Here is a 22882-nt window from a genome sequence, read left to right on the forward strand (position 1 = left end):
TTTTTGCAAGACGATAGGAGGTCGAGATGGTCCAACGTAATCCTGCTCCTCATGAGCTGGAACCGATCGAACGCGCGAGCCGCGACGAGCTGCAGGCCCTGCAACTGGAGCGCCTGAAGTGGTCGCTGCACCACGCTTACGAGAACGTGCCGCACTACCGCGCCGCTTTCGACGCCGCCGGCGTGCACCCGGAAGACCTGAAGACGCTAAGCGACCTGGCGAAATTCCCCTTCACCGACAAGAAGACCCTGCGCGACAACTACCCGTTCGGCCTGTTCGCAGTGCCGCGCGAGCAGGTGGTGCGCATCCACGCCTCGAGCGGCACTACTGGCAAGGCCACCGTGGTCGGCTACACGCAGCGGGACATCGACACCTGGGCCGGCGTGGTGGCGCGCTCGATCCGCGCCGCCGGCGGACGTCCCGGCGACATGGTGCACATCTCGTATGGCTACGGCCTGTTCACGGGAGGCCTGGGCGCGCACTACGGCGCCGAGAAGCTCGGCTGCACGGTGATCCCGATGTCCGGCGGCCAGACCGAGAAGCAGGTACAGCTGATCCAGGACTTCAAGCCCTCGATCATCATGGTCACGCCTTCGTACATGCTGAACATCGTCGAGGAATTCACGCGCCAGGGCCTGGATCCGGCGCAGTCCTCGCTGAAGGTCGGCATCTTCGGGGCCGAACCCTGGACCGACGCCATGCGCCGCGAAATCGAAGCGCGCGCCGGCATCGATGCGGTCGACATCTACGGCCTGTCCGAAGTGATGGGACCGGGCGTGGCCAGCGAGTGCATCGAGAGCAAGGACGGCCCGGTGATCTGGGAAGACCACTTCTACCCCGAGATCATCCACCCCGACACCGGTGAGGTGCTGCCGGACGGCGAAGAGGGCGAGCTGGTGTTCACGTCGCTGAGCAAGGAGGCGCTGCCGATCATCCGCTACCGCACCCGCGACCTGACCCGTTTGCTGCCGCCGACCTCGCGCGCGATGCGCCGCATGGGCCGCATCACCGGCCGCTCGGACGACATGCTGATCATCCGCGGCGTGAACGTGTTCCCGAGCCAGATCGAAGAAATCATCCTGAAGATGCCGGCGCTGGCCCCGCAATACCAGCTGGTGGTGGCGCGCGACGGCCACCTCGACACGCTGGAAGTGCTGGGAGAACTGCGCGATGGGTCCCTGTCGGCGGGCGACGTCGAAACCCTATGCCGCGAACTCCAGCACTGCATCAAGACCTATGTGGGCGTGACCACGCGCGTGACCCTGAACCCGCCTGGCGGGATCGAGCGCACGCTTACCGGCAAAGCCCGGCGCGTGGTCGACAAGCGCCCGAAGAATTGAATACTGAGGAGACAACATGACTGACGCATTCATCTGCGACGCCATCCGCACCCCCTTCGGCCGCTACGGCGGCGCGCTGTCGAGCGTCCGCGCCGACGACCTGGGTGCGCTGCCCATCGCCGCGCTGATCGCCCGTAACAAGGACGTGGACTGGGGCGCGGTGGACGACCTGTTCTACGGCTGCGCGAACCAGGCGGGCGAGGACAACCGCAACGTCGGCCGCATGGCCGCGCTGCTGGCGGGCCTGCCGCAAGAGGTGCCGGCAAACACCATCAACCGCCTGTGCGGTTCGGGCATGGATGCCGTAGGTAACGCCGCACGCGCGATCAAGGCTGGCGAAGCGAACCTGATCATCGCCGGCGGCGTCGAAAGCATGACCCGCGCGCCTTTCGTGATGGCCAAGGCCGACAGCGCTTTTTCGCGCGCAGCCAAGATCGAAGACACCACGCTCGGCTGGCGCTTCGTCAATCCGCTGATGAAGGCGAAGTACGGCATCGACTCGATGCCGGAGACCGCCGAGAACGTGGCGCGCGAATTCCATATCGCGCGCGAAGACCAGGACGCATTCGCACTGCGCAGCCAGCAGCGCTGGGCGCGTGCCCATGCCGAAGGCTTCTTCCGGGACGAGATCGTGCCGGTTACGATCCATGGAAAAAAAGGCGAGTCGCGCGTGTTCGACACCGACGAGCAGCCGCGCGAGACCAGCATGGAAGCGCTGGCGAAACTGAAGGGGGTGGTGATGCCCGACGGGACGGTCAGCGCCGGCAACGCATCGAGCCTGAACGACGGCGCCTGCGCGCTGCTGCTGGCTTCCGAAACCACCGCCGTGCGCAACGGCCTGACGCCGCGTGCCCGTGTAATCGGCATGGCCACCGCCGGCCTGGCGCCGCGGATCATGGGTTTCGGCCCGTCCCCGGCCGTGAAGAAGCTGCTGGCGCAAACCGGCCTGCGTCTCGAGCAGATGGACGTCATTGAACTGAACGAAGCTTTTGCTGCGCAGGGCCTGGCCGTGACGCGCGATCTCGGCCTGCCGGACGATGCGGCGCACGTGAACCCCAACGGCGGCGCCATCGCGCTCGGCCACCCGCTGGGCGCCTCCGGCGCGCGCCTTGTCACGACCGCCGTCAACCAGCTGCACTGCACCGGCGGACGCTACGCCCTGTGCACCATGTGCATCGGCGTCGGTCAGGGCATCGCCCTGATCGTGGAGCGAGTGTAAGCATGGTCAAGGTGTACGAGATCAACGGCGTACGGCCGGTGGTGCACCCCAGCGCCTACGTGCACCCGTCCGCGGTGCTGATCGGCGACGTGATCGTCGGCCCGCGCTGCTACATCGGCCCACTGGCCTCGCTGCGCGGCGACTTCGGCCGCCTGATCCTGGAAGAGGGCGCCAATCTGCAGGACACCTGCGTGATGCATGGCTTCCCGGGCGAGGACACGGTGGTCGAAGTCGACGGCCACATCGGCCACGGCGCGGTGCTGCATGGCTGCCGCATCAAGAGGAATGCCATGGTGGGCATGAACGCGGTAGTGATGGACAAGGCCGTGGTCGGCGAAGAGTCGATCGTGGCGGCGATGAGCTTCGTGAAGGCGGGGATGGTCATCCCGCCACGCAGCATGGTGATGGGCACGCCGGCCAGGGTCATGCGCAAGCTCACTGATGAAGATGTGAAGTGGAAGAGTTTTGGAACGCGCCAGTATCACGAGCTGAATGTGCGCTCGCTGGAGACGATGCGTGAGGTCGAGGCCTTGAGCGAGGTCGAGCCGGACCGCAAGGGCCTCGAGTTCGATCCGGAAGGCCGGCACAAACCGAGAGTGTGATTGCACCACCAGCCCCTGCACGTCGTACCGGGACTAGGCGTCCCCCTTGCCCGGTACCCAAGTTTCGTGCCGTAGCCAAAAGATGCGTTAGCACGACGCAGACAAAATTGGATCCCGGCCTTCGCCGGGATGACGGATCAAACGCTAGCGGTGAATTGAAGAGACAACTGAACGGAGACTAATAACATGGGCAACATCGCAACCCTGCAAAGCCTGATCGCCGGCCGCTGGCATGGCGCCGAAGCGCACACGCCGCTGCACAGCGCGCTGAACAACGAACTGATCTTCCACACGCACGCGGAGAAGATCGACTTCGACGAAGCCGTCACCTACGGCCGCAAGACCGGCATTCCTGCTCTCATGCAGCTCGACTTCCAGCAGCGCGCCCAGCGCCTGAAAGCCCTGGCCCTGTACATGATGGAACGGAAGGAAGAGCTATACGAGATCTCGCACCTGACCGGCGCCACCCGTCCGGACAGCTGGGTCGACGTCGAAGGCGGCATCGGCACCTTGTTCGCCTACGCCAGCATGGGCTCGCGCGAGCTGCCCTCGTCGAACGTGCTGCACGAAGGCCCGGCCATGGCGCTCGGCAAGCGCGGCGGCTTCGCGGGCACCCACATCCTGGTGCCGCGCGGCGGCCTGGCGGTGCACATCAATGCTTTCAACTTCCCGATCTGGGGCATGCTGGAAAAATTCGCACCGAGCTTCCTGGCCGCGATGCCCTGCATCGTCAAGCCGGCCACCGCGACCAGCTACCTGACCCACGCCACCGTCAAGATGATGGTGGAGTCCGGCCTACTGCCGGAAGGCGCGCTGCAGCTGGTCATCGGCTCGACCGGCGACCTGCTCGACCGCCTGGGCGGTTTTGACGCCGTCACCTTCACCGGCTCGGCCGACACCGCCGCCAAGCTCAAGGCCAACCAGAACCTGATCCGCGAAGCCGTCCCGTTCACCGCCGAAGCGGACTCGCTGAACTGCGCGATCCTGGCGCCGGACGTCACGCCCGACGACCCGGAATTCGATTTGTTCGTGAAGGAAGTGGCGCGCGAGATGACCGGCAAGGCCGGCCAGAAGTGCACCGCGATCCGCCGCGTCATCGTGCCGGAACAGCATGCCGACGCCGTCGGTGCGCGCCTGCGCGAACGCCTGGCCAAGATCACCGTCGGCAATCCGAAGGTCGAGGGCGTGCGCATGGGGGCTCTCGCCTCGATGGACCAGCACCGCGACGTATCGGAACGCGTCGAGATGCTCGCGCGCGGCAATGAAGTCCTGTTCAGCGCCCGCGACGGTTTCAATCCGGTCGGTGACGGCGTAGCTGCCGGCGCCTTCTTCGCGCCGACCCTGCTCCTATGCCGCAACGCGATGGTCAACGACGCCGTCCACGACATCGAAGCCTTCGGTCCGGTGAGCACGGTGATGACCTACCGCGACATCGACGAAGCCCTGCACCTCGCCGCGCGCGGCAAGGGCAGCCTGGTGACGACCCTGGTGACGAAAGACCCGACGATCGCCGCGCACGCGGTGCCGATCGCCGCGGCCTCGCACGGCCGCGTGCACATCCTCGAACGCGAATCGGCGGTCGATTCCACCGGCCACGGTTCGCCGCTGCCGCAGCTGAAGCACGGCGGCCCAGGCCGCGCCGGCGGCGGCGAAGAGCTGGGCGGCATTCGCGCCGTCAAGCACTTCCTGCAACGCGCCGCGGTGCAGGGCTCGCCGACCATGCTCACCGCCGTCACCGACGAATATGTGCGTGGCGGCGCAGTCAAGGAAACGGATATCCACCCATTCCGCCGCTGGTTCGAAGACCTGGAAGTGGGCCACTCGCTGCTGACTCACCGCCGCACCGTGAGCGAAGCCGACATCGTCAACTTCGGCGGCGTATCGGGCGACTACTTCTACATGCACTTCGACGAGATCGCGGCCAAGGACACCCAGTTCGGCAAGCGCATCGCGCACGGCTACTTCGTGCTGTCGGCGGCGGCGGGCCTGTTCGTGTCGCCGGCCCCGGGCCCGGTGCTGGCCAACTATGGCCTCGATAACCTGCGCTTCGTGGCGCCAGTGGCGATCGGCGACACCATCCGCGCACGCCTGACCTGTAAGCGCAAGGTCGACCGCAACCGCACGGACGAGCAGGGCCGCGGCCAGGGTGTGGTCGCGTGGGATGTCCAGGTGACGAATCAACACGACGAACTGGTGGCGAGTTACGATATCCTGACACTGGTACAGAAACGCGGATGACCGCGACGGAGGCGGCCCCGCCGTCTTCGTTACCAATCAAGGAGACCACATGTCGAGACTGGACCTGAGCAGTATTCCCGTGGTGGGCGGCACCCGCTACCCCGAGCAGTTCGCCGAGCTGGTCGACGGACGCACCAGGCAGGCGCTGGGCGATGCCGGCGGCCTGAGCCAGTTTGGCGTCAACCTGGTCGAGCTCCAGCCGGGCGCGGCCTCGTCGCAGCGCCACTGGCACTCGCATGAGGATGAGTTCGTGATGGTGGTGTCGGGCGAGCTGGTGCTCGTCACCGACGAAGGCGAAACCCTGATGCGTGCAGGCGACTGTGCGGCTTTCCCCGGTGGAAAGCCGAACGGGCATCACCTGATCAATCGCAGCTGGGGTCCGGGCGTGTTCCTGTGCGTCGGCTCGCGCATCAAGGAAGATACGGCAACGTATCCGGACATCGACCTGCACTATGACGGTGCTACCAAGTCCTATTCCCACAAGGACGGTACGCCGTATCCTCCGCGCGACTGAGCGGGATCAGTTCAACTTGCGCGCGTAGCGGCTGCGGATGTGCTGGCTGACGAAGGTCGACAGCCCGCGGCCCTCGCGTGCCAACTCCTGCATCCTGGCAATGTTCTCGGCGCCGGCACTGCGCTCGGTGTACAGGTAACGGTCGCCGCCGGTGAACTGGATGGTGATCGAGTCCTTGTCGATGTCGTAGGCGATCACGCCGGATTCGCCGCTCGTATTGCGATAGCGGTGCATGTGCACCTCCATGTTTGTCGTCGATACCTGGTATGTGGGTATTGTCCGGCGCAAGACAAGGCGGCGCCTGCTCAGTGGCCGATCTTGCGCTGGACCTTCAGCAAGCCACTTTCTGTGCGCACGGCAACCAGGTCTGCATAGTCCGCGATCGGGGCCGAGCGCGTCTCTACCGGATGGGTATGGGTCGCAGTCACCACCAGGCTATCCATACCCGCCGCCTCTGCGGCCGCCAGGCCAATCGGCGTGTCCTCGAACACCAGGCAGTCCTGGGGCGCGACGCCCAGCTTCTGCGCACCCAGCAGGAAAGGATCGGGATTCGGCTTGCCGCGCTTGACGTCGTCGGCCGAGACCAGCAGCGGCGGCAGCGGCAGGCCGGCGGCGGCGATGCGTGCCGTCGCCAGCGCGCGCGATGCGGAGGTGACGATGGCCCAGCGGTCGGTCGGCAGGCTGGCCAGGAAGCGGCCCACGCCGGCGATTTCCTCGATGTCGGCCACATCCTCGATTTCCGCCAGCGCAATGCCCAGCGCCTCTGCGACCGGGTCCACGCCGGGCAGGCCGATCGCACGGATGGTGTCTTCGGTACGCTTGCCATGAACGGTCGGCACGAAAGTCACCGGGTCGAGGCCGTGCATCAAGGCCCAGGCGCTCCAGACCCGCTCGGCGGACTTGATCGAGGTCAGGATGGTGCCATCCATGTCGAACAGAAAGGCGGCATATTCGCGCGAAGGCAGGACGGAAGGATTGGTCGGTGTCACGGGAACATTCTCGTTAACGGAAAGGGCGTCCAGCATAGCGCAAAAGGCAGGACGGCTTCGTTCACCTTGACCTCAAGGCGGCACGCTGCCAGACTACAAACCTTTCAACCGATCCGAGGAGACGCCGCATGATTACGCCTGATACCGCCCTCCGGTCGGCCCCCTAGCACGCCGCTTCGTCACGACGATGTCGCAGGCGCGCTAGCGCGCCGACCTTCCACTCCTTGAACTTGCCGCGCGACTAGCGTGGCTGCCTGCGCACGCCTGTTGCGCCATCGACTGGAAAACACATCGTCATGATCGACATCGATTTCCCGACCCTGCATGGGATCGGCTTCAAGCAGCATTTCGTTTCACAACTCGCAGCAAGCGCGACGCAACAGCGCCTCGCTCGCGTCACCGCCGTCCAGCGCGACGTCCTGACCCTCGACGACGGGCAGGAGGCCTTTCCCGCCCGCAGCCCGCGCTTCGTCGCGGCCGGCCAGCCCGTCGTGGGCGACTGGGTGCTCGCCACCCAGCAACTCGGCGAATACTGGATCGCGCATACCCTCGATCCCTTCACCCAGCTGGCGCGGCGCACGCCGTCGGGAGCAGGTGTTGGCCAGCAATGTCGACACGGCGCTGTTGCTGATGGGCCTGGACAATGACTTCAATCCGCGCCGCATGGAGCGCTACATCGCGGTGGTGCGCACTTGCGGCGTGGAACCCGTGATGGTGCTGACCAAGCCGGACATCGGCGTCGACGTGGAGGAGAGGATTGCGCAACTGCGCCAGCGCATCCCGGACGACGTCCCACTGCTGCACCTGATTCCTTCGGAGCAGGAAAACGGGGGTGTGCTGGCGCCGTGGCTGGGAAGAGGGCAGACGCTGGTACTGCTCGGTTCCTCGGGCGTGGGTAAGTCGACGCTCACCAATGCCTTGACGGGAAGCGGGCAGGCCACCGGCGGCACCCGGCACGGCGACGATCGCGGTCGCCACACGACCACCGTGCGCTCGCTGCATCGCTGTCCGGGTGGCGCCTGCATCATCGACACGCCGGGCCTGCGCGCCTGGCAGCCGGATGCGGACGAGGACGATCTCGGCATGTCCTTCAATGACATCGCAGCGCTGGCGGAGCAATGCCAGTTCCGCGATTGCTGCCATGAAAGCGAGCCGGGATGCGCGGTGCGTGGTGTGGTGGATGCGGACCGCCTGCAGAACTACCGCAAGCTGTTGCGCGAAGTCAGGCGGGCGGAGCAGACGGCGCTCGACCGGATTGCGGAACGTGGGAAGTGGAAGGTGCTGATGAAGGCCGCAAAGCAGCGCGGGCGCGATAAGCGCAGTGGCTAGGTTTCGTAGCGTGGGCGGCTTGTGATCTGGTCCACTGGACCAGATCACCCCACGCGTTCAACCAGCGGTGAATTGGACGATGCGCGTCACCTCATCGTGTAGTTGAACGCGTGGGCGGGAGACCCGCCCACCCTACAACATTACCCTTCCAGCTGCTTGCGGACGCGTGCGATCGCTGCCCGCACCTGGTTCGGCGCCGTACCACCAACGTGATCACGCGCCGCCACCGAACCTTCCAGCGTCAACACCGCAAACACATCCTGCTCAATCAGCGGCGAGAACTCGCGCAGCTTGTCCAGCGACATCTCCGACAAATCGCACCTAGCGATATCGCAGGCACGCACCGCATGCGCCACAGCTTCGTGCGCGTCGCGGAAGGGCAGGCCCTTCTTGACCAGGTAATCGGCCAGGTCGGTTGCCGTCGCATAACCCTGCAGCGCCGCGGCGCGCATGTTCTCGGCCTTCACCGTGATGCCGCCCGCCATGTCGGCGAAGATGCGCAGCGTGTCGGTGACGGTGTCGATGGTGTCGAACAGGGGTTCCTTGTCTTCCTGGTTGTCCTTGTTGTAGGCCAGCGGCTGGCCTTTCATCAGGGTCAGCAGGCCGTTCAGGTGGCCATACACGCGGCCGGTCTTGCCGCGCGCCAGCTCCGGCACGTCCGGATTCTTTTTCTGCGGCATGATCGACGAGCCGGTGCAGAAGCGGTCGGCGATGTCGATGAAGCCAATGCGTGGGCTCATCCACATGACCAGCTCTTCCGAGAAGCGCGAGACGTGCATCATGATCAGGGAGGCTGCTGCTGTGAATTCGATCGCAAAATCGCGGTCGGACACGGCGTCCAGCGAGTTGTGGCAGACGTCCTCGAAGCCCAGGGTCTTGGCCACGCGCAGGCGGTCGATGGGGAAGGTGGTGCCGGCCAAGGCGGCCGCGCCGAGCGGCAGGCGGTTCACGCGGCGGCGCGCATCCTGCATGCGCTCGGCGTCGCGGCCGAACATCTCGACGTAGGCCAGCATGTGGTGGCCGAAGGTGATCGGCTGCGCCACCTGCAGGTGGGTGAAGCCCGGCATGATGGTGTCCGCATGGCGTTCCGCCAGATCAAGCAGCGCGCCGCGCAGGCTGGCCAGCAGGCCCACGATGTCGTCGATCGCCGCGCGTACATACAAGCGGATGTCGGTCGCCACCTGGTCGTTGCGCGAGCGTCCGGTATGCAGGCGTTTGCCGGCGTCGCCCACCAGCTCGGTCAGGCGCTTCTCGATGTTCAGGTGCACGTCTTCCAGGTCGAGCAGCCACTCGAAACTGCCGGCATCGATCTCGCCCTTGATCTGGGCCATGCCGCGCTCGATCTCTGCGCGGTCCTGCTCACTGATGATGCCTTGCGCCGCCAGCATCTCGGCGTGGGCGAGCGAGCCCTGGATGTCGAAGGGCGCCAGGCGCTTGTCGAAGAACACGGAGGCGGTATAGCGCTTGACGAGGTCGGAGACTGGTTCGGTGAAGCGCGCAGACCAGGCTTCGGCCTTCTTGGAGAATTGATCGGTCATGGTGGGATCCCTTTTGGTATCCCACGATTATAAAGGAGGCCTGCCGACCTGGCCCGGCCCCACCCATGGTGGGTGACAAGCGCCCGGAAATGCGTGATCATGTGGCGACTTATCCAACAACAAAAACTTCAGGGGGACGCATGAACCGTTTGGCCCATATCGGCCTTGCATTGGCATTCACGGCACCAGCGGCAATGGCCCAGCAGGGGGCGCCGGCAGCACCGGCCACGCCCACCGCGATCGCCGCACCGGCCGCCCCGGCGGCGCCCAGCATGCCGGCGGCGCGCGCGGCGGATGTTGCCTCGATCGACGCCATCATCGCCGCGGTGTACGACGTGATCTCGGGTCCGGCCGGCGCACCGCGCGACTGGGACCGCATGCGTTCGCTGTTCGCGCCGGAAGGGCGCATGGGCGCAGTCGGCGCCCGTCCGGACGGCAGCTACGTCCTGCGCAGCCTGACCCCGGAAGACTACATCGCCCGCAACACCAAGACCTTCGCCACCATGGGTTTCTTCGAAACCGAAAAGGCCCGCACCACGGAAGTCTTCGGCCAGATCGCCCACGTCTTCAGCACCTACGAAGCGCGCCACGCGAAGGACGACGCCAAGCCTTTCATGCGCGGCGTCAACAGCATCCAGCTGATCCACGACGGCCAGCGCTGGTACGTGCTGAACCTGATCTGGCGCGCCGAGGACGCCAAGCTGCAGCTGCCGGAACGCTACCTGCGTAACGGTTGAGCACTCGGTTGATGGGCCCGGGGGACGCCGTTCAATTGAAAGTAATACATCAAGAAAACGGCGCTAGAATTGGTTTTTAGGCCAGATTCACTGCTTCCATGATTACCAACGACTCAAGCTTCCAGGTCAGTACCGACCAGACGCGGCTGGACATCCCGATGATCTACCGCTTCCTGAGCGAGCAGTCCACCTGGGCGGTCGGCATTTCGCGGCCGATCGTCGAACGCGCGATCGAGAACTCGCTGTGCTTCGGCGGCTACCTCGATGGACGTCAGATCGCCTTTGCGCGCGTGATCACCGACTTCGCCACCTTCGCCAACCTGGTGGACGTGTTCGTGGTGCCGGAGTACCGCGGCCGCGGCTACGGCAAGCAATTGATCGGTGTGGTGCTGCGCCACCCCAGCCTGCAGAAGCTGCGCCGTTTCACGCTCGCCACCAGCGATGCGCACAGCCTGTACGAACGCTTCGGTTTCACTGCGCCCCAGCAGCCCGAGACCCTGATGGAGCGGTACTTTCCGAACATATATTTGTCCTGAGCAGACTCAACACGGCGACGGCCTTCTGGAATCAGGCTTACGATAGTCCCAATTCAGAGGATGTCGTATGCTCCGCGCTATCGCTCGCCTTTCCCGCATTGTCTTCAATGCATTGCTCGCCATAACATTGCTGGCGAGCCACTCGCTTGCAAGCGCCGCGCCTGACGCACCGCAACCCAAGGGTTCCCTGGTGATCATCGGCGGCGCGCTGCGCGCCGACAATGCCGCGGTGTGGGAGCGCATGGTCCAGCTCGCAGGCGGCAAGGGCGCCCGCATCGCCGTGTTCGCCTCGGCCTCGGCCAGTCCCGAAAAATCCGGCAAGTTCCTGGTCGAGCGCTTCAATCAATACGGCGCCAAGGCCTTCTTCGTGCCGGTGGCGGTGCGCCTGTCCGGCATCGACTACCAGGCGGCGGCCGAGGATCCGGCGCTAGCCGCGGCGGTGCGTTCGGCCGGCGGCGCCTTCTTCGCCGGCGGCGACCAGGGCCGCATCACGCGCGCGCTGCGGCGCGCCGACGGCAGCAATACCCGCATGCTCGACGCCCTGTGGGACATGTACCGGCGCGGCGGCATGCTGGCCGGCTCCAGCGCCGGCGCCGCCATCATGAGCAGCACCATGTTCGGCCATCCCAAGCCGGTGCTCACCACCATGAAGCTCGGCCTCGACGACGGCAAGGAAATCGCACCGGGCCTGGGCTTCATCGGCGACGACGTCTTCATCGACCAGCACCTCCTGGTGCGCGGCCGCTTCGCGCGCATGGTGCCGGCCATGCTCAAGAAGGGCTACAAGATCGGCCTCGGCATCGACGAGAACACGGCCATGGTGGTGGGCGCCAACCGCGAGGTCGAAGTCATCGGCTACCGCGGCGCGCTGCTGGTCGATCTCTCCAAGGCCGAGCCGCGCGACGGTCCCCTCAACATCAGCAATGTGCGCCTGAGCTACCTGGACAACGGCGACCGCTTCAACCTGCTCACCCAGACTTTCACGCCCGCACCCGACAAGGCCGACAACCGGGTCGATCCGGCGCGGCCCTACTACCGCGAACCGCTGTTCTCGGCCGACATCCTGGGCAACAGCACGGTGGTCGATCTGATGGCCCGGCTGATCGACAGCGACCAGCCGGAAGCCATCGGCCTCTCCCTCGACAGCCCGAACGGCGTCCAGCCCGATCTCGGCTTCGAGTTCAAGCTGACCCGTACCAGCGACAGCGTCGGCTACCAGTCCGCGTTCACCGAGCAGTACTCGGTCTACAACATGCGGCTCGACATCCGGCCGATCGTGGTGCAGCGGCCGCTGTATCAGTACCGGCAGGTCGAGAACGTCACGGTGAGCGCCGGCGGCGGTGGGCGGGGCGATTCCGCCAAGTAGACCCGGCAGCGATCGCTCAGGGCTTCCGGAACATGATCGCGTGCTGGATCGGCAGCGATCCGATGCTGCGCTCCCACGTCAGGCCATGTGCCGTAGCCTCACGTCGTATCTGCCGCTCGCTCATCTTATGCAGCGGCTTGATCGCGACTGCCGGATCCTCGGCCCGATATTCGACGAAGACGACGCGCCCGCCCGGCTTCAGGGCGTCGACGACGCTATCGAGGACCTCCGAAGGATAAGCGAGTTCGTGATAGACATCGACCATGATTGCCAAGTCGACGCTGGCCGGGGGTAGTTTGACGGCGGTTTCGCTGCCGAGCACCGAAACCACATTGCGCACACCGCGCTTAGCCATTTGGCTGTCGAGCATGCTGATCATTTCCGGCTGGACGTCGACCGCATATACACGTCCGCCGGGCCCGACCTGTTTCGCCAGCTGCCACGTGTAGTAGCCGGTGCCGGCGCCGATGTCGGCCACCGTCATGCCTGGGACCAACGCCAGCTCCCGCAGAAGCAATGCCGGCTGCTCCTCACGTGCCCGGCTTTCGCGCTCGAGCCATTGGGCGCCTTCCCATCCCATCACGCTGGCGATCTCGCGGCCCATGTAGCGCTTGCCGATGCCATCCGGGCTGCGTGCGACGCGTTCATAGGGCGTATCGGCTGCTGCCGCCTGTGCTTCCGCATCGCTACTGCCGAATGACAGCAGCGTTAGAGCCGACAGGCAAGCCACTAGGATGGATGGCGTACGGTAAGCGTGTGATGTGCGGCGATTGCGCAAGCGGATACGGAGCATAATTCGTTCCCTTAATAAGGCGCTGCCTGCAATACGCCGGCAGGCTTGCCGTGAATGAAGAAGCAACAGTCGAGTACACTGAGCCGTACCATCTGTCCGCTGTCGGCCAACTGCCGACGTTCAAATACCAAACTGGATTGCAGATTAAAGTGCGCACTTTCTTGTTCCACTCATACCTCTTCTGGGTACTATTTTCTCTTCTGAATTTTTCATATTTTTGGTTTTTCATTCTTCCGTTTTGGTTGTTCTTCCTTGTCCCGAAGATGTTGAGAATGTTCCCGTTTTTCTGGACGCCGGCAGTCTTGGCGATGATATGTAGTGCGCTTTCGCTGGTTGCGGCCGTCATAGTTGCACAGCGAAAGAACAGCAACCCTATCAGGCCGGTATTCTTGGCTTGGGCATTTAATGGAACATTCTTGCTGGTTTTTGTAACAGCCGCGGAGTACAAGAAAAATGTTTTGATCGAGCGTCTGTTGGCCAGTAGACACCCAGAATGCGTACATGTGAACACCTTTCTGACTTCAATACTGCATGCTGGGGAGGACTTCAACTTCGTTGAACATGCGCTCTTCAAGGAAAACGAGAAGACTTTCTACTGGAGCTATAGGACGATGAGCTTTTTCGAAGGGAATGAAAGGTTGGATCCAAACTTTCCTTGTAAAGCAGACTGAACAGTGGCCGTTGGCGAACGGCGGCTCCGGGTCGGATCCGGTCCTTCGTGAGTGTCTGCGATTTTCGGCCTTGGCAACCTGCTATGCTTGAGCTGAACGGCCGCCACCGGCCAAAAGCGGACTAATTTCTTATCACGTATAGCAGGCTTTTCTAGGTCGTATGAATATTGACGAAGCTACGCGAACCATCCTTCTCAAGCTGAAAGCAAGAGTAGAAGCAAGTGGAGACGGGTACATGTACAGAGACCGCAGTAAGGCGGTCCAAGACCTTGATGCGATCTTGGCTTTTCTGTCTGCGGGAGGCGTAAGGTCTTTACTCCTGCCAACGACGAATCTACAAGAACTCTCGATTGAGTGCGGCTGGGGCAGCGAATTCAACGAACTTGCTGCTGAGCTTGAAGAAATTTGGAGTTAGTCCAAAGGGCTGACGCCTCGCTAGCACTCCGAAAGTCTTGCGGAATTTCCGCTTTGGGTCGAGAGCGGACGCTACAACAGGTCTGCAATGGGCCAGAAGCAGACGGTCACACGCCGAAGAGCGTAGAGGATGAAATGGACGAATTGCCGCACGCAGGCATTGCGCACGATGATGCGACACGCAAAAGAATCGATAATGCTGTATCTGCCGGAAATCTGGCACGGGCCTCGAACAACACTCGCTGGGATGAGCTAATTAGCTATTTCCGTAACCAAACGGGATGGCGGCCTTCGTATAGGTCCAAGTCGGTCACAGGCAATATTTCTGGATGGGATGTCGAGTGGTTTTACCATCTGCCTTTTCCGTTCGCATCGGTCGAATGGTTTGATATCGGCTTGTACGAGGGCGTATCGGCGGAAGGCCGGCTTCTTAAACCTAGAGTTATCGACCATACGGAAGAGATTTCGAACGTCGTCCAGGCTATTGGTTTCGAATTCGAAGTGCGCGGCGATGTACTCAGGATCTGGGGGTACTTGCCCAAGTCGTATGAGGACTTTCCTCCCGCTTAACGGCTACGCAGATGTCCGCAATGAGTCGGAAGCGGACGTACGATGGTACAGTCCGGTTGCCAATCTAGGCCCCTGTTTGCATACGGATGCAATGGCCCGAGCGCTTCGTTGGAAGACCTGTGTGGTACATAGCGGTTGATGCCTGCCGAAGTAGCCTTGCCCGGCATTACAATGGATGACATTCCTGTAACGAGGACCATCCATGATCCGCTTCGCTTCCCGAATCCTTGTCGTCGCGCTGGCGCTGGCCGCCGGCCTTGCCCATGCCGCGCAGCCGGCCACCGTCCGTGTCGACTACGCCCACAGCGGCAATGCACTCTCCGAGCAGTACGCCCTCGAGCGCGTGCTGATCGAGCCGCTGCCCTGGCCGGGCAACGCGGCGCGCCCTTTTGACAACACCAACCGCGGCCAGAACCGGGTCGAGGTGGTCGATGCGAAGACCGGCGACCTGCTGTATTCGCGCGATTTCTCCACCGTCTTCGGCGAGTGGCGCACAACGGAAGAGGCGAACAAGATCAGCCGCTCGTTCGAGGAATCGGTGCGTTTCCCGAAGCCGGACCGCCCGGTGCGCGTGCGCATCCTCAAGCGCGACGAGCGCAACCAGTTCTCGGTGGCTTGGAGCGTGGAGGTCGATACCGACGCGCAGGAAGTCGTGAAGAAGCAGCCGGCCGCACCCGCGAAGCCGATTCCGATCCACGTCAGTGGCCCGTCGCCCGACAAGGTCGACCTCCTGATCCTGGGCGACGGCTACACCGCCGCGGACATGAAGAAGTTCGAGGCCGATGCGCGGCGCCTGACGCAGCACCTGTTCACGGTCTCGCCCTTCCGCGAGCGCGCCAGGGACTTCAACGTGTGGGCGCTGGCGGTGCCGACGGCCGAATCCGGCATCAGCCGCCCCTCGACGGGCGTGCATCACGCCTCGCCCCTGGGCACCCGCTACGACATCTTCGGGAGCGAGCGCTACGTGCTCACGCTGGACAACCGCGCGCTGCGCGACATCGCCCAGCACGCGCCCTACGAGTTCATCGAAATCCTGGTGAACAACGAGACCTATGGCGGTGGCGGCATCTTCGGCCAGTTCAGCACCGCGGCGGCCGGCAACGAATGGGCGAACTACCTGTTCGTGCACGAATTCGGCCACCACTTCGCCGGCTTGGCCGACGAGTACTACACCTCGCCGGTCGCTTATGCGGCGGCCAGCACGCGCATGGAGCCGTGGGAGCCGAACGTGACCGCGCTGCGCGACCCGGCCAATATCAAGTGGAAGCGCCACGTGAAAACCGGCACGCCGCTGCCGACCCCATGGCCGAAGGCGGAATACGAAGAGGCCTCCCGCGCCTACCAGAAGAAGCGCGCTGCGCTGCGGGCGGCCAATCGCCCGGAATCCGAGATGAGCGCGCTGTTCCGCGAAGACCTGAAGGCGACGCAGGCGCTGTTCGCGAGCAAGCCGCACCGGCACGAGGTCGGCGCCTTCGAGGGCGCCAACTATGAAGCGAGCGGTTACTACCGCCCTATGATGCAGTGCCTGATGTTCGACCGCAGCGAAGCCTTCTGCCCGGTGTGCCAGGACGGGATTGCCGACATCATCGACCTCTATGCGGGATCAGCTCGACAGTAAAATTTGCTTACAAAATGTCAATGGTTTAAGTGGGGTGGCTAACAGACCCGGAGGGTGGAGAGTCCGTATTCTGGACTCACAGCAAGACAACAACATAAGGCAGCAATACAGGCTGCCATGACCACTCACCGGAAAGGAAACATCATGAACAAACTGATCGCCACCCTCATCGCCGGCCTGTTCGCTACCGCTGCCAGCGCGCAGACCACCACGACCCCGGCTGCCACCAAGGAAGTCGTGAAGGCGGAAGCCGAAGCCCAGAAAGACATCGCCAAGGCGGAGTCAAAGGAACTGAAAACCGCTGCCAAGGCCGACGAAAAGGTGAGCAAGGCAGCGGCCAAGGCCAACGAGAAGAAGGCCAAGGCGCATGCCGATGCGGTGGAAAAGCACGCCGACGCGGCTGAGAAGATCGCCAAGGCCGACCCGGAAGACCGTGCCAAGGCAAGCGCCAAGGCGGAAGAAAAGGTCGCCGAGGCGAACCTCAAGGCCAATAAGAAAATGATCAAGGCGGACGAGAAGCTGATCAAGACTCAGGTCGAAGCAGCCGCCGACAAGGCGACCGCTGCGGCCAAGACCGAAAAAGTGCGCGCTGAAGCGACTGCGGACGTGCACAAGGCTGCCGCCAAACACTAAGCGGCATCCGCTGAAACGAAAAACGCCGGCTCGCGAGCCGGCGTTTTTCATGGAGTCGGCGGTCGTTACGCGCCGGAGTCGGTCGAACGCATCGCCAGGTCCTGCGCCTTGAGCTTGGCCGACAGCGGCTTGCCCTTGCGCGCGCGCTTGCCGAAGTGCGGCTCCAGGCCGGATGCGAACAGCTCCACCGTGCGCGGCTTCGAGCCGGCCCAGGTGCCGATGACGTTCAGGCCCTTCTGGTTGATCGGCTGGACCGCCAGCAGGCTTTCCTTCGGATCGAGCTCGATCAGGATCACGCCGCGGCCGCCATTGGTCAGCACCTTCATCTCGTCGATGCCGAACACCAGCACGCGGCCCTTCTCGGACAGGCAGGCGATCGCGCCGGCGTTGTCGCTGACGATGCGCGGGGCCAGCGGCACGGCGCCGTCGTCCAGCGTGATGAAGGACTTGCCACCCTTCAGGCGGCTGATCATGTCGCCGGCCTTGGCGATGAAGCCGAAGCCGTTCGAGGTGGACAGCAGCAGGCGCGTATCCGGATTGCCCGCGAAGTAGTGCAGGATGCGTACGCCGCCCGACAGGTCGACCAGGGTCGTGATCGGGACGCCGTCGCCGCGCGCGCCCGGCAGGGCGGCCACCGGCACCGAGAAGGTCTTGCCGTTGCTGCCGATGCCGATCAGCGAGTCGATCGTGCGGCATTCGAAGGCTTGCAGCAGCGAGTCGCCGGCCTTGAAGGTAAACTGCGCCGGGTCGTGGCCGATGCCGGTGCGCGCGCGTACCCAGCCTTTCTCCGACACGATCACCGTCACCGGCTCGTCGATGATCTTCTGCTCGGCCACCGCGCGTTCGGCTTCCTCGATCACGGTGCGGCGATCGTCGCCGTACTGCTTGGCGTCCTGCTCGATCTCGCGGATGATCAGGCGCTTCATCGAGGACGGATTCTCGAGGATGTCTTCGAGCTTTTCCTTTTCGCTGCGCAGCTCGGCCAGCTCCTGCTGGATCTTGATCGCTTCCAGGCGCGCCAGCTGGCGCAGGCGGATCTCGAGGATGTCCTCGGCCTGGCGGTCCGACAGGCGGAAGCGCTCGATCAGCGCGGCCTTCGGCTCGTCCGAATTGCGGATGATCGCGATGACTTCGTCGATGTTCAGCAGGACGGTCTCGCGGCCTTCCAGGATGTGGATGCGGTCGTTGACCTTGCCCAGCTTGAATTCGGTACGGCGGCGCACGGTGACGAAGCGGAAGTCGATCCACTCCTGCAGGATCTCCATCAGGCCCTTCTGGCGCGGACGGCCGTCGCCGCCGATCATCACCAGGTTCATCGGGCTCGAGGTCTCGAGCGAGGTGTGGGCGAGCAGCATCAGCATGAACTCGCCCTGGTCCTGGTTCTTCGACTTCGGCTCGAACACGATGCGCACCGCGGCCTCGCGGCCCGATTCGTCGCGCACGGTGTCGAGCGCGCCCAGGATGGTCTGCTTGAGCGCCAGCTGCTCCGGCAGCAGGGTCTTCTTGCCCGCCTTGATCTTCGGGTTGGTCAGCTCTTCGATCTCTTCCAGCACGCGCTGGGCCGAGGTGCCCGGCGGCAGCTCGGTGACCACCGCCTGCCACTGGCCGCGCGCCAGTTCTTCGATCTTCCAGCGGGCGCGCACCTTGAGCGAGCCGCGGCCGGTGGCGTACATGTCGGCGATGTTCGAGGCCGGGGTGATGATCTGGCCGCCGCCCGGGAAATCCGGACCGGTGATCATGGTCATCAGCTCGGCGTGGGTCATCTTCGGGTTGCGGATCAGGCTGACGGCGGCGGAGGCCACTTCGCGCAGGTTGTGCGAAGGGATCTCGGTGGCCATGCCGACCGCGATGCCCGAGGCGCCGTTGAGCAGCACCATCGGCAGGCGCGCCGGCAGCTGGCGCGGCTCGGTCGTGGAGCCGTCGTAATTCGGCTGGAAGTCCACCGTGCCCATGTCGAGTTCGTCGAGCAGCAGGCGCGACACCGGCGTCAGGCGCGCTTCGGTGTAACGCATCGCCGCCGCGCCGTCGCCGTCGCGCGAGCCGAAGTTGCCCTGGCCGTCGATCAGCGGGTAGCGCAGCGAGAAGTCCTGCGCCATGCGCACCAGCGCGTCGTAGACCGACTGGTCGCCGTGCGGGTGCAGCTTACCCAGCACGTCGCCGACCACAGTAGCGGACTTGCGCGGCTTGGCGGTGTGGCCCAGGCCCAGCTCGTGCATCGAGTACAGGATGCGGCGCTGGACCGGCTTCTGGCCGTCCGACACGTCCGGCAACGCGCGGCCCTTGACCACCGAAACGGCGTAGTCGAGGTAGGCGCGCTCGGCGAAGGTGGAAAGGGTGAGCGTTTCGACGTCGTCGGATGGCTCGTGTTGTTGTTCGAAGAGGCTTGCTTGCGTCGTCATGATTGTGTGTTTGTTCGTGGGGCGGGGAAGCGTTGGGGGCTGCGGTGCGAAAATTGGGTTCCGGCCTTCGCCGGAACGACGGTCTTCGAGCTAACGGTAAACTCAAACAACGTCATCCCGGCGCAGGCCGGGATCCAAGTTCGCAAGCAGACCACTACCTCATCAAATATCCGCCTCAGTTTCATTCCCATGCTCCTCCAGCCACGCCCGACGGGCCGCGGCTTCGCCTTTACCCATCAGCATGTTGAAGCGCGAGGCCGATTCCGGCAGGCTGTATTGGCCGAAGGCCACCGGCAGCAGGCGGCGGGTATCCGGATTCATGGTGGTTTCCCACAGCTGTTCCGCGTTCATCTCCCCCAGGCCCTTGAAGCGCGAGATGCTCCAGACGCCTTCCTTCAGGCCTTCCTTCTTGAGCTTGTCCTCGATCGCCAGCAGTTCGCCGTCGTCCAGCGCGTACAGCTTCTGCAGCGGCTTCTTGCCGCGCGCCGGCACGTCGACGCGGTACAGCGGCGGCCTGGCGACGCAGATATGGCCGCTGCGGAACAGGGCAGGGAAGTGCTTGAAGAACAGCGTCAGCAGCAGCACCTGGATGTGCGACCCGTCTACGTCCGCATCCGACAGGATGCAGATCTTTCCGTAGCGCAGGCCGGTCAGGTCCGGGTTGTCGTCCACGCCGTGCGGGTCGACCCCGATCGCCACCGCGATGTCGTGGATCTCGTTGTTCGCGAACAGGCGGTCGCGCTCGGTCTCCCAGGAGTTCAGCACCTTGCCGCGCAGCGGCAGGATGGCCTGGAATTCCTTGTCGCGGCCCATCTTGGCCGAACCGCCCGCCGAGTCACCCTCGACCAGGAACAGTTCGTTGCGGGTGATGTCCGACGATTCGCAATCGGTCAGCTTGCCCGGCAACACAGCCACGCCCGAGGACTTCTTCTTCTCGACTTTCTGCAGCGAACGCAGGCGCGACTGGGCCTGCTTGATGACCAGTTCGGCCAGCTTCTTGCCGTATTCGACGTGCTGGTTCAGCCACAGTTCGAGCGGCGGCTTGGTGAAGGTCGAGACCAGCTTGACCGCGTCGCGCGAGTTCAGGCGTTCCTTGGTCTGGCCCTGGAACTGCGGGTCCAGCACCTTGGCCGACAGCACGAAGGAGACGCGCGCGAACACGTCTTCCGGCAGCAGCTTGACGCCTTTCGGCAGCAGCGAGTGCATCTCGACGAAACCTTTCACCGCGCCGAACAGGCCGTCGCGCAGGCCCGATTCGTGGGTGCCGCCGCTGACGGTCGGGATCAGGTTGACGTAGGATTCACGCACCACGCTGCCTTCTTCGGTCCAGGCCACCACCCAGGCCGCGCCTTCGCCCTCGGCGAAGCCTTCGTCGCCGGCGGCCGCGTATTGGGCGCCTTCGAACAGCGGGATCACGGTCTGGCCGCCCGAGGTCTGGGCCAGCGCTTCGGTGAGGTAGCCGCGCAGGCCTTCGTCGTAGCGCCAGGTCTGGACGTCGCCGGTCTTGGCGTTGGTCAGCGTGACGGTCACGCCCGGCAGCAGCACGGCCTTCGAGCGCAGCAGGCGCTGCATGTCGCCCAGCGGGATCACTGGCGAATCGAAATACTTCGGATCGGGACGGGCGGTCACGCGGGTACCGTTCTTCTTGCCGCCGCGCTCGGCCGGGCGCGAGCTCAGGGGCTCGACCAGGTCGCCGTTCTCGAAGGCCAAGTCGTGCACGCCATTGCCTTCGTCATCCTTGCGCCAGACGGTGATTTCCAGGCGCGTCGACAGCGCGTTGGTGACCGAGACACCGACGCCGTGCAGGCCGCCCGAGAAGGCATAGGCGCCGCCCGAACCCTTGTCGAACTTGCCGCCCGCGTGAAGGCGCGTGAAGACGATCTCGACCGTCGGCACGTTTTCTTCCGGGTGCAGTCCAACCGGGATGCCGCGGCCATCGTCTTCGACCGTGACCGAGCCGTCCGTGTTCAGGGTGACGGCGATGTTCTTGCAGTGTCCGCCCAGCGCCTCGTCAGAGGCGTTGTCGATCACTTCCTGGATGATGTGCAGCGGGTTTTCGGTCCGGGTATACATGCCCGGACGCTGTTTCACTGGCTCGAGTCCCTTGAGGACGCGGATGGATGATTCGCTGTAGTCGGATGCGGGTTTCTTGGTCGCCATGCTGATATTCGTAAATTCAATGCTTGCGCATTCTATCTTGTTGCGCGGAAAGTTTTGGCGTTTTTGCGATGCCAAACGTGCTTGTGAGTCCGCACCATTGTGCTAGATTAAAACGATGTGACCCGGAAGATGCCAGGGGCAGCTCGAAAAACCGTCGCGAGCGGCAGCAATGGTGGTCGAGAAGGGCAGCTGTACGAAAGTACAGCCGGTCCGCCGTAGCGGAGCATCACAGACCGCCAGTGCAACGCGCAGCAGGTTTTGCGAGCTGCTCCCACGGAAAGGCTGGAAAAGCGATGCACGCACCCAGATATCCATTCACCATCCGCCTGGTCGGGTTCGCGCCGGCTGAATGCGCCCAACTGGAGAACCTGTTGGCGCAAGCCCCGCTTCCGGGGCCGTCGTATTTTTGCCTGCATGACGACAGTTTGCAAGAACCAGACCTGTATATCGCCAACGGCGGCAACTCCGCCACCCTGGCGCGCCTGGCCTGCCTGCCGCCCGGCGCCCTCCAGCCTGTCCTCCTGATCGGCGGCGACGGCGCCAGCAGCCGCCGTACCCTCCCACGTCCTGTCGACCCCGCAAGCCTTTACGAAGCCCTGGCCGAGCTGCTCGACAGCCGGGTCCAAGCGCTGGCGGCCCTGGCCGCACGCGGCGAGCGCTGCCTGCCGGAGCGACGACGAAGGCCGCGGCTGAGCCCGGATACCGAGGCGCCAGACTATTACCAGCGCCTGCGCCAGGGACCGCCCGACGGCGCAGTTCTCATCATCGACAAGGGCGGCGCTTTCCGAGATCACGTGGCGCGCGTTGTCAGCAACACCTTTGCCAATACCGTAGGGCCCCCGACCCGACCGGTCGAGTGGACCGACAGCAGCCGCGCCGCGGTCCGCCTGTGCGACGAAACCCCGGTGTCGCTGGTCATGATCAATACCTGTGCTTCCGGCATCGAACCCTATAGCCTCAGCAGCGCCATCAAATCCCAGGAAGGGGCAGGGCGCACCGCCGTGCTCTTTCTTGTCGGCCAATCTTTCAAATACGACAGCCTGCGCGCCCGCGATGCCGGCGTGCGCGGCCTGCTCGACAAGCCGGTTGCGGACCGCCACCTGCTGGCCACTTTCCAGAAACTCCTGGCACTGCCACATTAAAACTACTGTGAATGCATACAGTATTAACCAAAAACGGGTTCACCGCAAGGCGCAGGTGTTGTACGGATGAGTTG

Annotated in this window: 21 protein-coding genes; 15 read left to right on the forward strand and 6 right to left on the reverse strand. The window is 64.1% G+C overall.

All coding sequences use genetic code 11. The features are described from left to right. The first annotated feature begins 26 nt into the window (after positions 1-26). The 5 genes from paaK to GV068_RS18515 all read left to right on the forward strand — a co-directional run bounded on the left by paaK (position 27) and on the right by GV068_RS18515 (position 5913). Positions 27-1340, forward strand: a complete 1314-nt coding sequence (gene paaK, locus GV068_RS18495; RefSeq protein WP_159701115.1) for a phenylacetate--CoA ligase PaaK — start codon at positions 27-29, stop codon at positions 1338-1340. 16 nt (positions 1341-1356) lie between these two features. Next, on the forward strand, positions 1357-2559 hold the full coding sequence (gene pcaF, locus GV068_RS18500; RefSeq protein ID WP_159701118.1) for a 3-oxoadipyl-CoA thiolase: 1203 nt from the start codon (positions 1357-1359) through the stop codon (positions 2557-2559). 2 nt (positions 2560-2561) lie between these two features. Continuing rightward, positions 2562-3161 (forward strand): phenylacetic acid degradation protein PaaY, encoded by a 600-nt coding sequence (gene paaY / locus GV068_RS18505; protein ID WP_159701121.1) that lies wholly within the window; start codon positions 2562-2564, stop codon positions 3159-3161. 186 nt (positions 3162-3347) lie between these two features. Beyond that, a complete protein-coding gene (gene paaZ / locus GV068_RS18510) occupies positions 3348-5399 on the forward strand; it encodes a phenylacetic acid degradation bifunctional protein PaaZ (RefSeq protein ID WP_159701124.1) in 2052 nt (683 codons plus the stop codon). Positions 5400-5448: 49 nt separating this feature from the next. Continuing rightward, entirely contained in the window at positions 5449-5913 is a 465-nt protein-coding gene (locus GV068_RS18515; protein ID WP_159701127.1) for a cupin domain-containing protein, read from the forward strand. Positions 5914-5919: 6 nt separating this feature from the next. Here GV068_RS18515 and GV068_RS18520 read toward each other — a convergent pair whose 3' ends face one another. Together GV068_RS18520 and GV068_RS18525 are read right to left on the reverse strand one after the other, a co-directional pair. Next, the gene (locus GV068_RS18520) at positions 5920-6147 is read right to left on the reverse strand and encodes a hypothetical protein (protein WP_159701130.1); all 228 of its coding nucleotides are present in this window, start codon (positions 6145-6147) and stop codon (positions 5920-5922) included. Between the two features lie 71 nt (positions 6148-6218). Beyond that, the gene (locus GV068_RS18525; protein WP_229464322.1) at positions 6219-6902 is read right to left on the reverse strand and encodes an HAD-IA family hydrolase; all 684 of its coding nucleotides are present in this window, start codon (positions 6900-6902) and stop codon (positions 6219-6221) included. 296 nt (positions 6903-7198) lie between these two features. Between GV068_RS18525 and GV068_RS25290 the strand changes: the two genes are divergently transcribed. Both GV068_RS25290 and rsgA read left to right on the forward strand, forming a co-directional pair. Beyond that, positions 7199-7549, forward strand: coding sequence for a hypothetical protein (locus tag GV068_RS25290; RefSeq protein WP_229464324.1), 351 nt, complete (start codon positions 7199-7201; stop codon positions 7547-7549). Next, entirely contained in the window at positions 7500-8231 is a 732-nt protein-coding gene (rsgA, locus tag GV068_RS18530; RefSeq protein ID WP_229464326.1) for a ribosome small subunit-dependent GTPase A, read from the forward strand. Before GV068_RS25290 ends, rsgA begins: the two co-directional genes overlap by 50 nt. A gap of 140 nt (positions 8232-8371) precedes the next feature. Here the strand turns inward: rsgA and argH are convergent, their stop codons facing one another. Further along, on the reverse strand, positions 8372-9769 hold the full coding sequence (argH, locus tag GV068_RS18535) for an argininosuccinate lyase (protein ID WP_159701136.1): 1398 nt from the start codon (positions 9767-9769) through the stop codon (positions 8372-8374). 140 nt (positions 9770-9909) lie between these two features. Between argH and GV068_RS18540 the strand changes: the two genes are divergently transcribed. From GV068_RS18540 to GV068_RS18550, 3 genes are all read left to right on the forward strand, one after another. Then, a complete protein-coding gene (locus GV068_RS18540; RefSeq protein ID WP_229464328.1) occupies positions 9910-10506 on the forward strand; it encodes a hypothetical protein in 597 nt (198 codons plus the stop codon). Between the two features lie 98 nt (positions 10507-10604). Further along, entirely contained in the window at positions 10605-11042 is a 438-nt protein-coding gene (locus tag GV068_RS18545) for a GNAT family N-acetyltransferase (protein ID WP_159701139.1), read from the forward strand. Positions 11043-11109: 67 nt separating this feature from the next. Continuing rightward, positions 11110-12408 (forward strand): cyanophycinase, encoded by a 1299-nt coding sequence (locus tag GV068_RS18550; protein ID WP_159701142.1) that lies wholly within the window; start codon positions 11110-11112, stop codon positions 12406-12408. 16 nt (positions 12409-12424) lie between these two features. On the opposite strand, the gene GV068_RS18555 is transcribed toward GV068_RS18550, so the two are convergent. Next, positions 12425-13201, reverse strand: coding sequence for a class I SAM-dependent methyltransferase (locus GV068_RS18555; protein WP_159701145.1), 777 nt, complete (start codon positions 13199-13201; stop codon positions 12425-12427). 50 nt (positions 13202-13251) lie between these two features. On the opposite strand from GV068_RS18555, the gene GV068_RS18560 reads away from it, so the two are divergent. The 4 genes from GV068_RS18560 (at position 13252) to GV068_RS18575 (ending at position 17107) form a co-directional block, all read left to right on the forward strand. Then, complete coding sequence (locus tag GV068_RS18560; protein WP_159701148.1) at positions 13252-13872, forward strand: hypothetical protein; 621 nt, start codon at positions 13252-13254, stop codon at positions 13870-13872. A 549-nt stretch (positions 13873-14421) separates the two neighbouring features. Beyond that, entirely contained in the window at positions 14422-14856 is a 435-nt protein-coding gene (locus GV068_RS18565; RefSeq protein ID WP_159701151.1) for a DUF6678 family protein, read from the forward strand. 202 nt (positions 14857-15058) lie between these two features. Further along, positions 15059-16474 (forward strand): IgA Peptidase M64, encoded by a 1416-nt coding sequence (locus GV068_RS18570; RefSeq protein WP_159701154.1) that lies wholly within the window; start codon positions 15059-15061, stop codon positions 16472-16474. A 144-nt stretch (positions 16475-16618) separates the two neighbouring features. Continuing rightward, the gene (locus GV068_RS18575) at positions 16619-17107 is read left to right on the forward strand and encodes a hypothetical protein (RefSeq protein ID WP_159701157.1); all 489 of its coding nucleotides are present in this window, start codon (positions 16619-16621) and stop codon (positions 17105-17107) included. 65 nt (positions 17108-17172) lie between these two features. On the opposite strand, the gene parC is transcribed toward GV068_RS18575, so the two are convergent. Then, on the reverse strand, positions 17173-19506 hold the full coding sequence (gene parC, locus GV068_RS18580; protein ID WP_159701160.1) for a DNA topoisomerase IV subunit A: 2334 nt from the start codon (positions 19504-19506) through the stop codon (positions 17173-17175). A gap of 162 nt (positions 19507-19668) precedes the next feature. Beyond that, positions 19669-21666 carry a DNA topoisomerase IV subunit B gene (locus tag GV068_RS18585; protein WP_159701163.1) on the reverse strand — a complete coding sequence of 666 codons (1998 nt, stop codon included), beginning with the start codon at positions 21664-21666 and terminating at the stop codon, positions 19669-19671. 293 nt (positions 21667-21959) lie between these two features. On the opposite strand from GV068_RS18585, the gene GV068_RS18590 reads away from it, so the two are divergent. Further along, the gene (locus GV068_RS18590) at positions 21960-22808 is read left to right on the forward strand and encodes a response regulator (protein WP_159701166.1); all 849 of its coding nucleotides are present in this window, start codon (positions 21960-21962) and stop codon (positions 22806-22808) included. The last annotated feature ends 74 nt before the right edge of the window (positions 22809-22882 follow it).

Source organism: Massilia sp. 9I (assembly GCF_902506415.1).
GTDB lineage: Bacteria > Pseudomonadota > Gammaproteobacteria > Burkholderiales > Burkholderiaceae_D > Telluria.

Coding starts and splice junctions, on each gene's coding strand:
- GV068_RS18515 (WP_159701127.1), top strand. CDS start 5,449: ATGTCGAGACTGGACCTGAGCAGTATTCCCGTGGTGGGCGGCACCCGC.
- paaZ (WP_159701124.1), top strand. CDS start 3,348: ATGGGCAACATCGCAACCCTGCAAAGCCTGATCGCCGGCCGCTGGCAT.
- GV068_RS18555 (WP_159701145.1), bottom strand. CDS start 13,201: ATGCTCCGTATCCGCTTGCGCAATCGCCGCACATCACACGCTTACCGT.
- GV068_RS18575 (WP_159701157.1), top strand. CDS start 16,619: ATGAACAAACTGATCGCCACCCTCATCGCCGGCCTGTTCGCTACCGCT.
- GV068_RS18585 (WP_159701163.1), bottom strand. CDS start 21,666: ATGGCGACCAAGAAACCCGCATCCGACTACAGCGAATCATCCATCCGC.
- parC (WP_159701160.1), bottom strand. CDS start 19,506: ATGACGACGCAAGCAAGCCTCTTCGAACAACAACACGAGCCATCCGAC.
- pcaF (WP_159701118.1), top strand. CDS start 1,357: ATGACTGACGCATTCATCTGCGACGCCATCCGCACCCCCTTCGGCCGC.
- GV068_RS18590 (WP_159701166.1), top strand. CDS start 21,960: ATGCACGCACCCAGATATCCATTCACCATCCGCCTGGTCGGGTTCGCG.
- GV068_RS18565 (WP_159701151.1), top strand. CDS start 14,422: ATGGACGAATTGCCGCACGCAGGCATTGCGCACGATGATGCGACACGC.
- paaK (WP_159701115.1), top strand. CDS start 27: ATGGTCCAACGTAATCCTGCTCCTCATGAGCTGGAACCGATCGAACGC.
- GV068_RS25290 (WP_229464324.1), top strand. CDS start 7,199: ATGATCGACATCGATTTCCCGACCCTGCATGGGATCGGCTTCAAGCAG.
- GV068_RS18570 (WP_159701154.1), top strand. CDS start 15,059: ATGATCCGCTTCGCTTCCCGAATCCTTGTCGTCGCGCTGGCGCTGGCC.
- GV068_RS18545 (WP_159701139.1), top strand. CDS start 10,605: ATGATTACCAACGACTCAAGCTTCCAGGTCAGTACCGACCAGACGCGG.
- GV068_RS18540 (WP_229464328.1), top strand. CDS start 9,910: ATGAACCGTTTGGCCCATATCGGCCTTGCATTGGCATTCACGGCACCA.
- GV068_RS18550 (WP_159701142.1), top strand. CDS start 11,110: ATGCTCCGCGCTATCGCTCGCCTTTCCCGCATTGTCTTCAATGCATTG.
- GV068_RS18520 (WP_159701130.1), bottom strand. CDS start 6,147: ATGCACCGCTATCGCAATACGAGCGGCGAATCCGGCGTGATCGCCTAC.
- paaY (WP_159701121.1), top strand. CDS start 2,562: ATGGTCAAGGTGTACGAGATCAACGGCGTACGGCCGGTGGTGCACCCC.
- argH (WP_159701136.1), bottom strand. CDS start 9,769: ATGACCGATCAATTCTCCAAGAAGGCCGAAGCCTGGTCTGCGCGCTTC.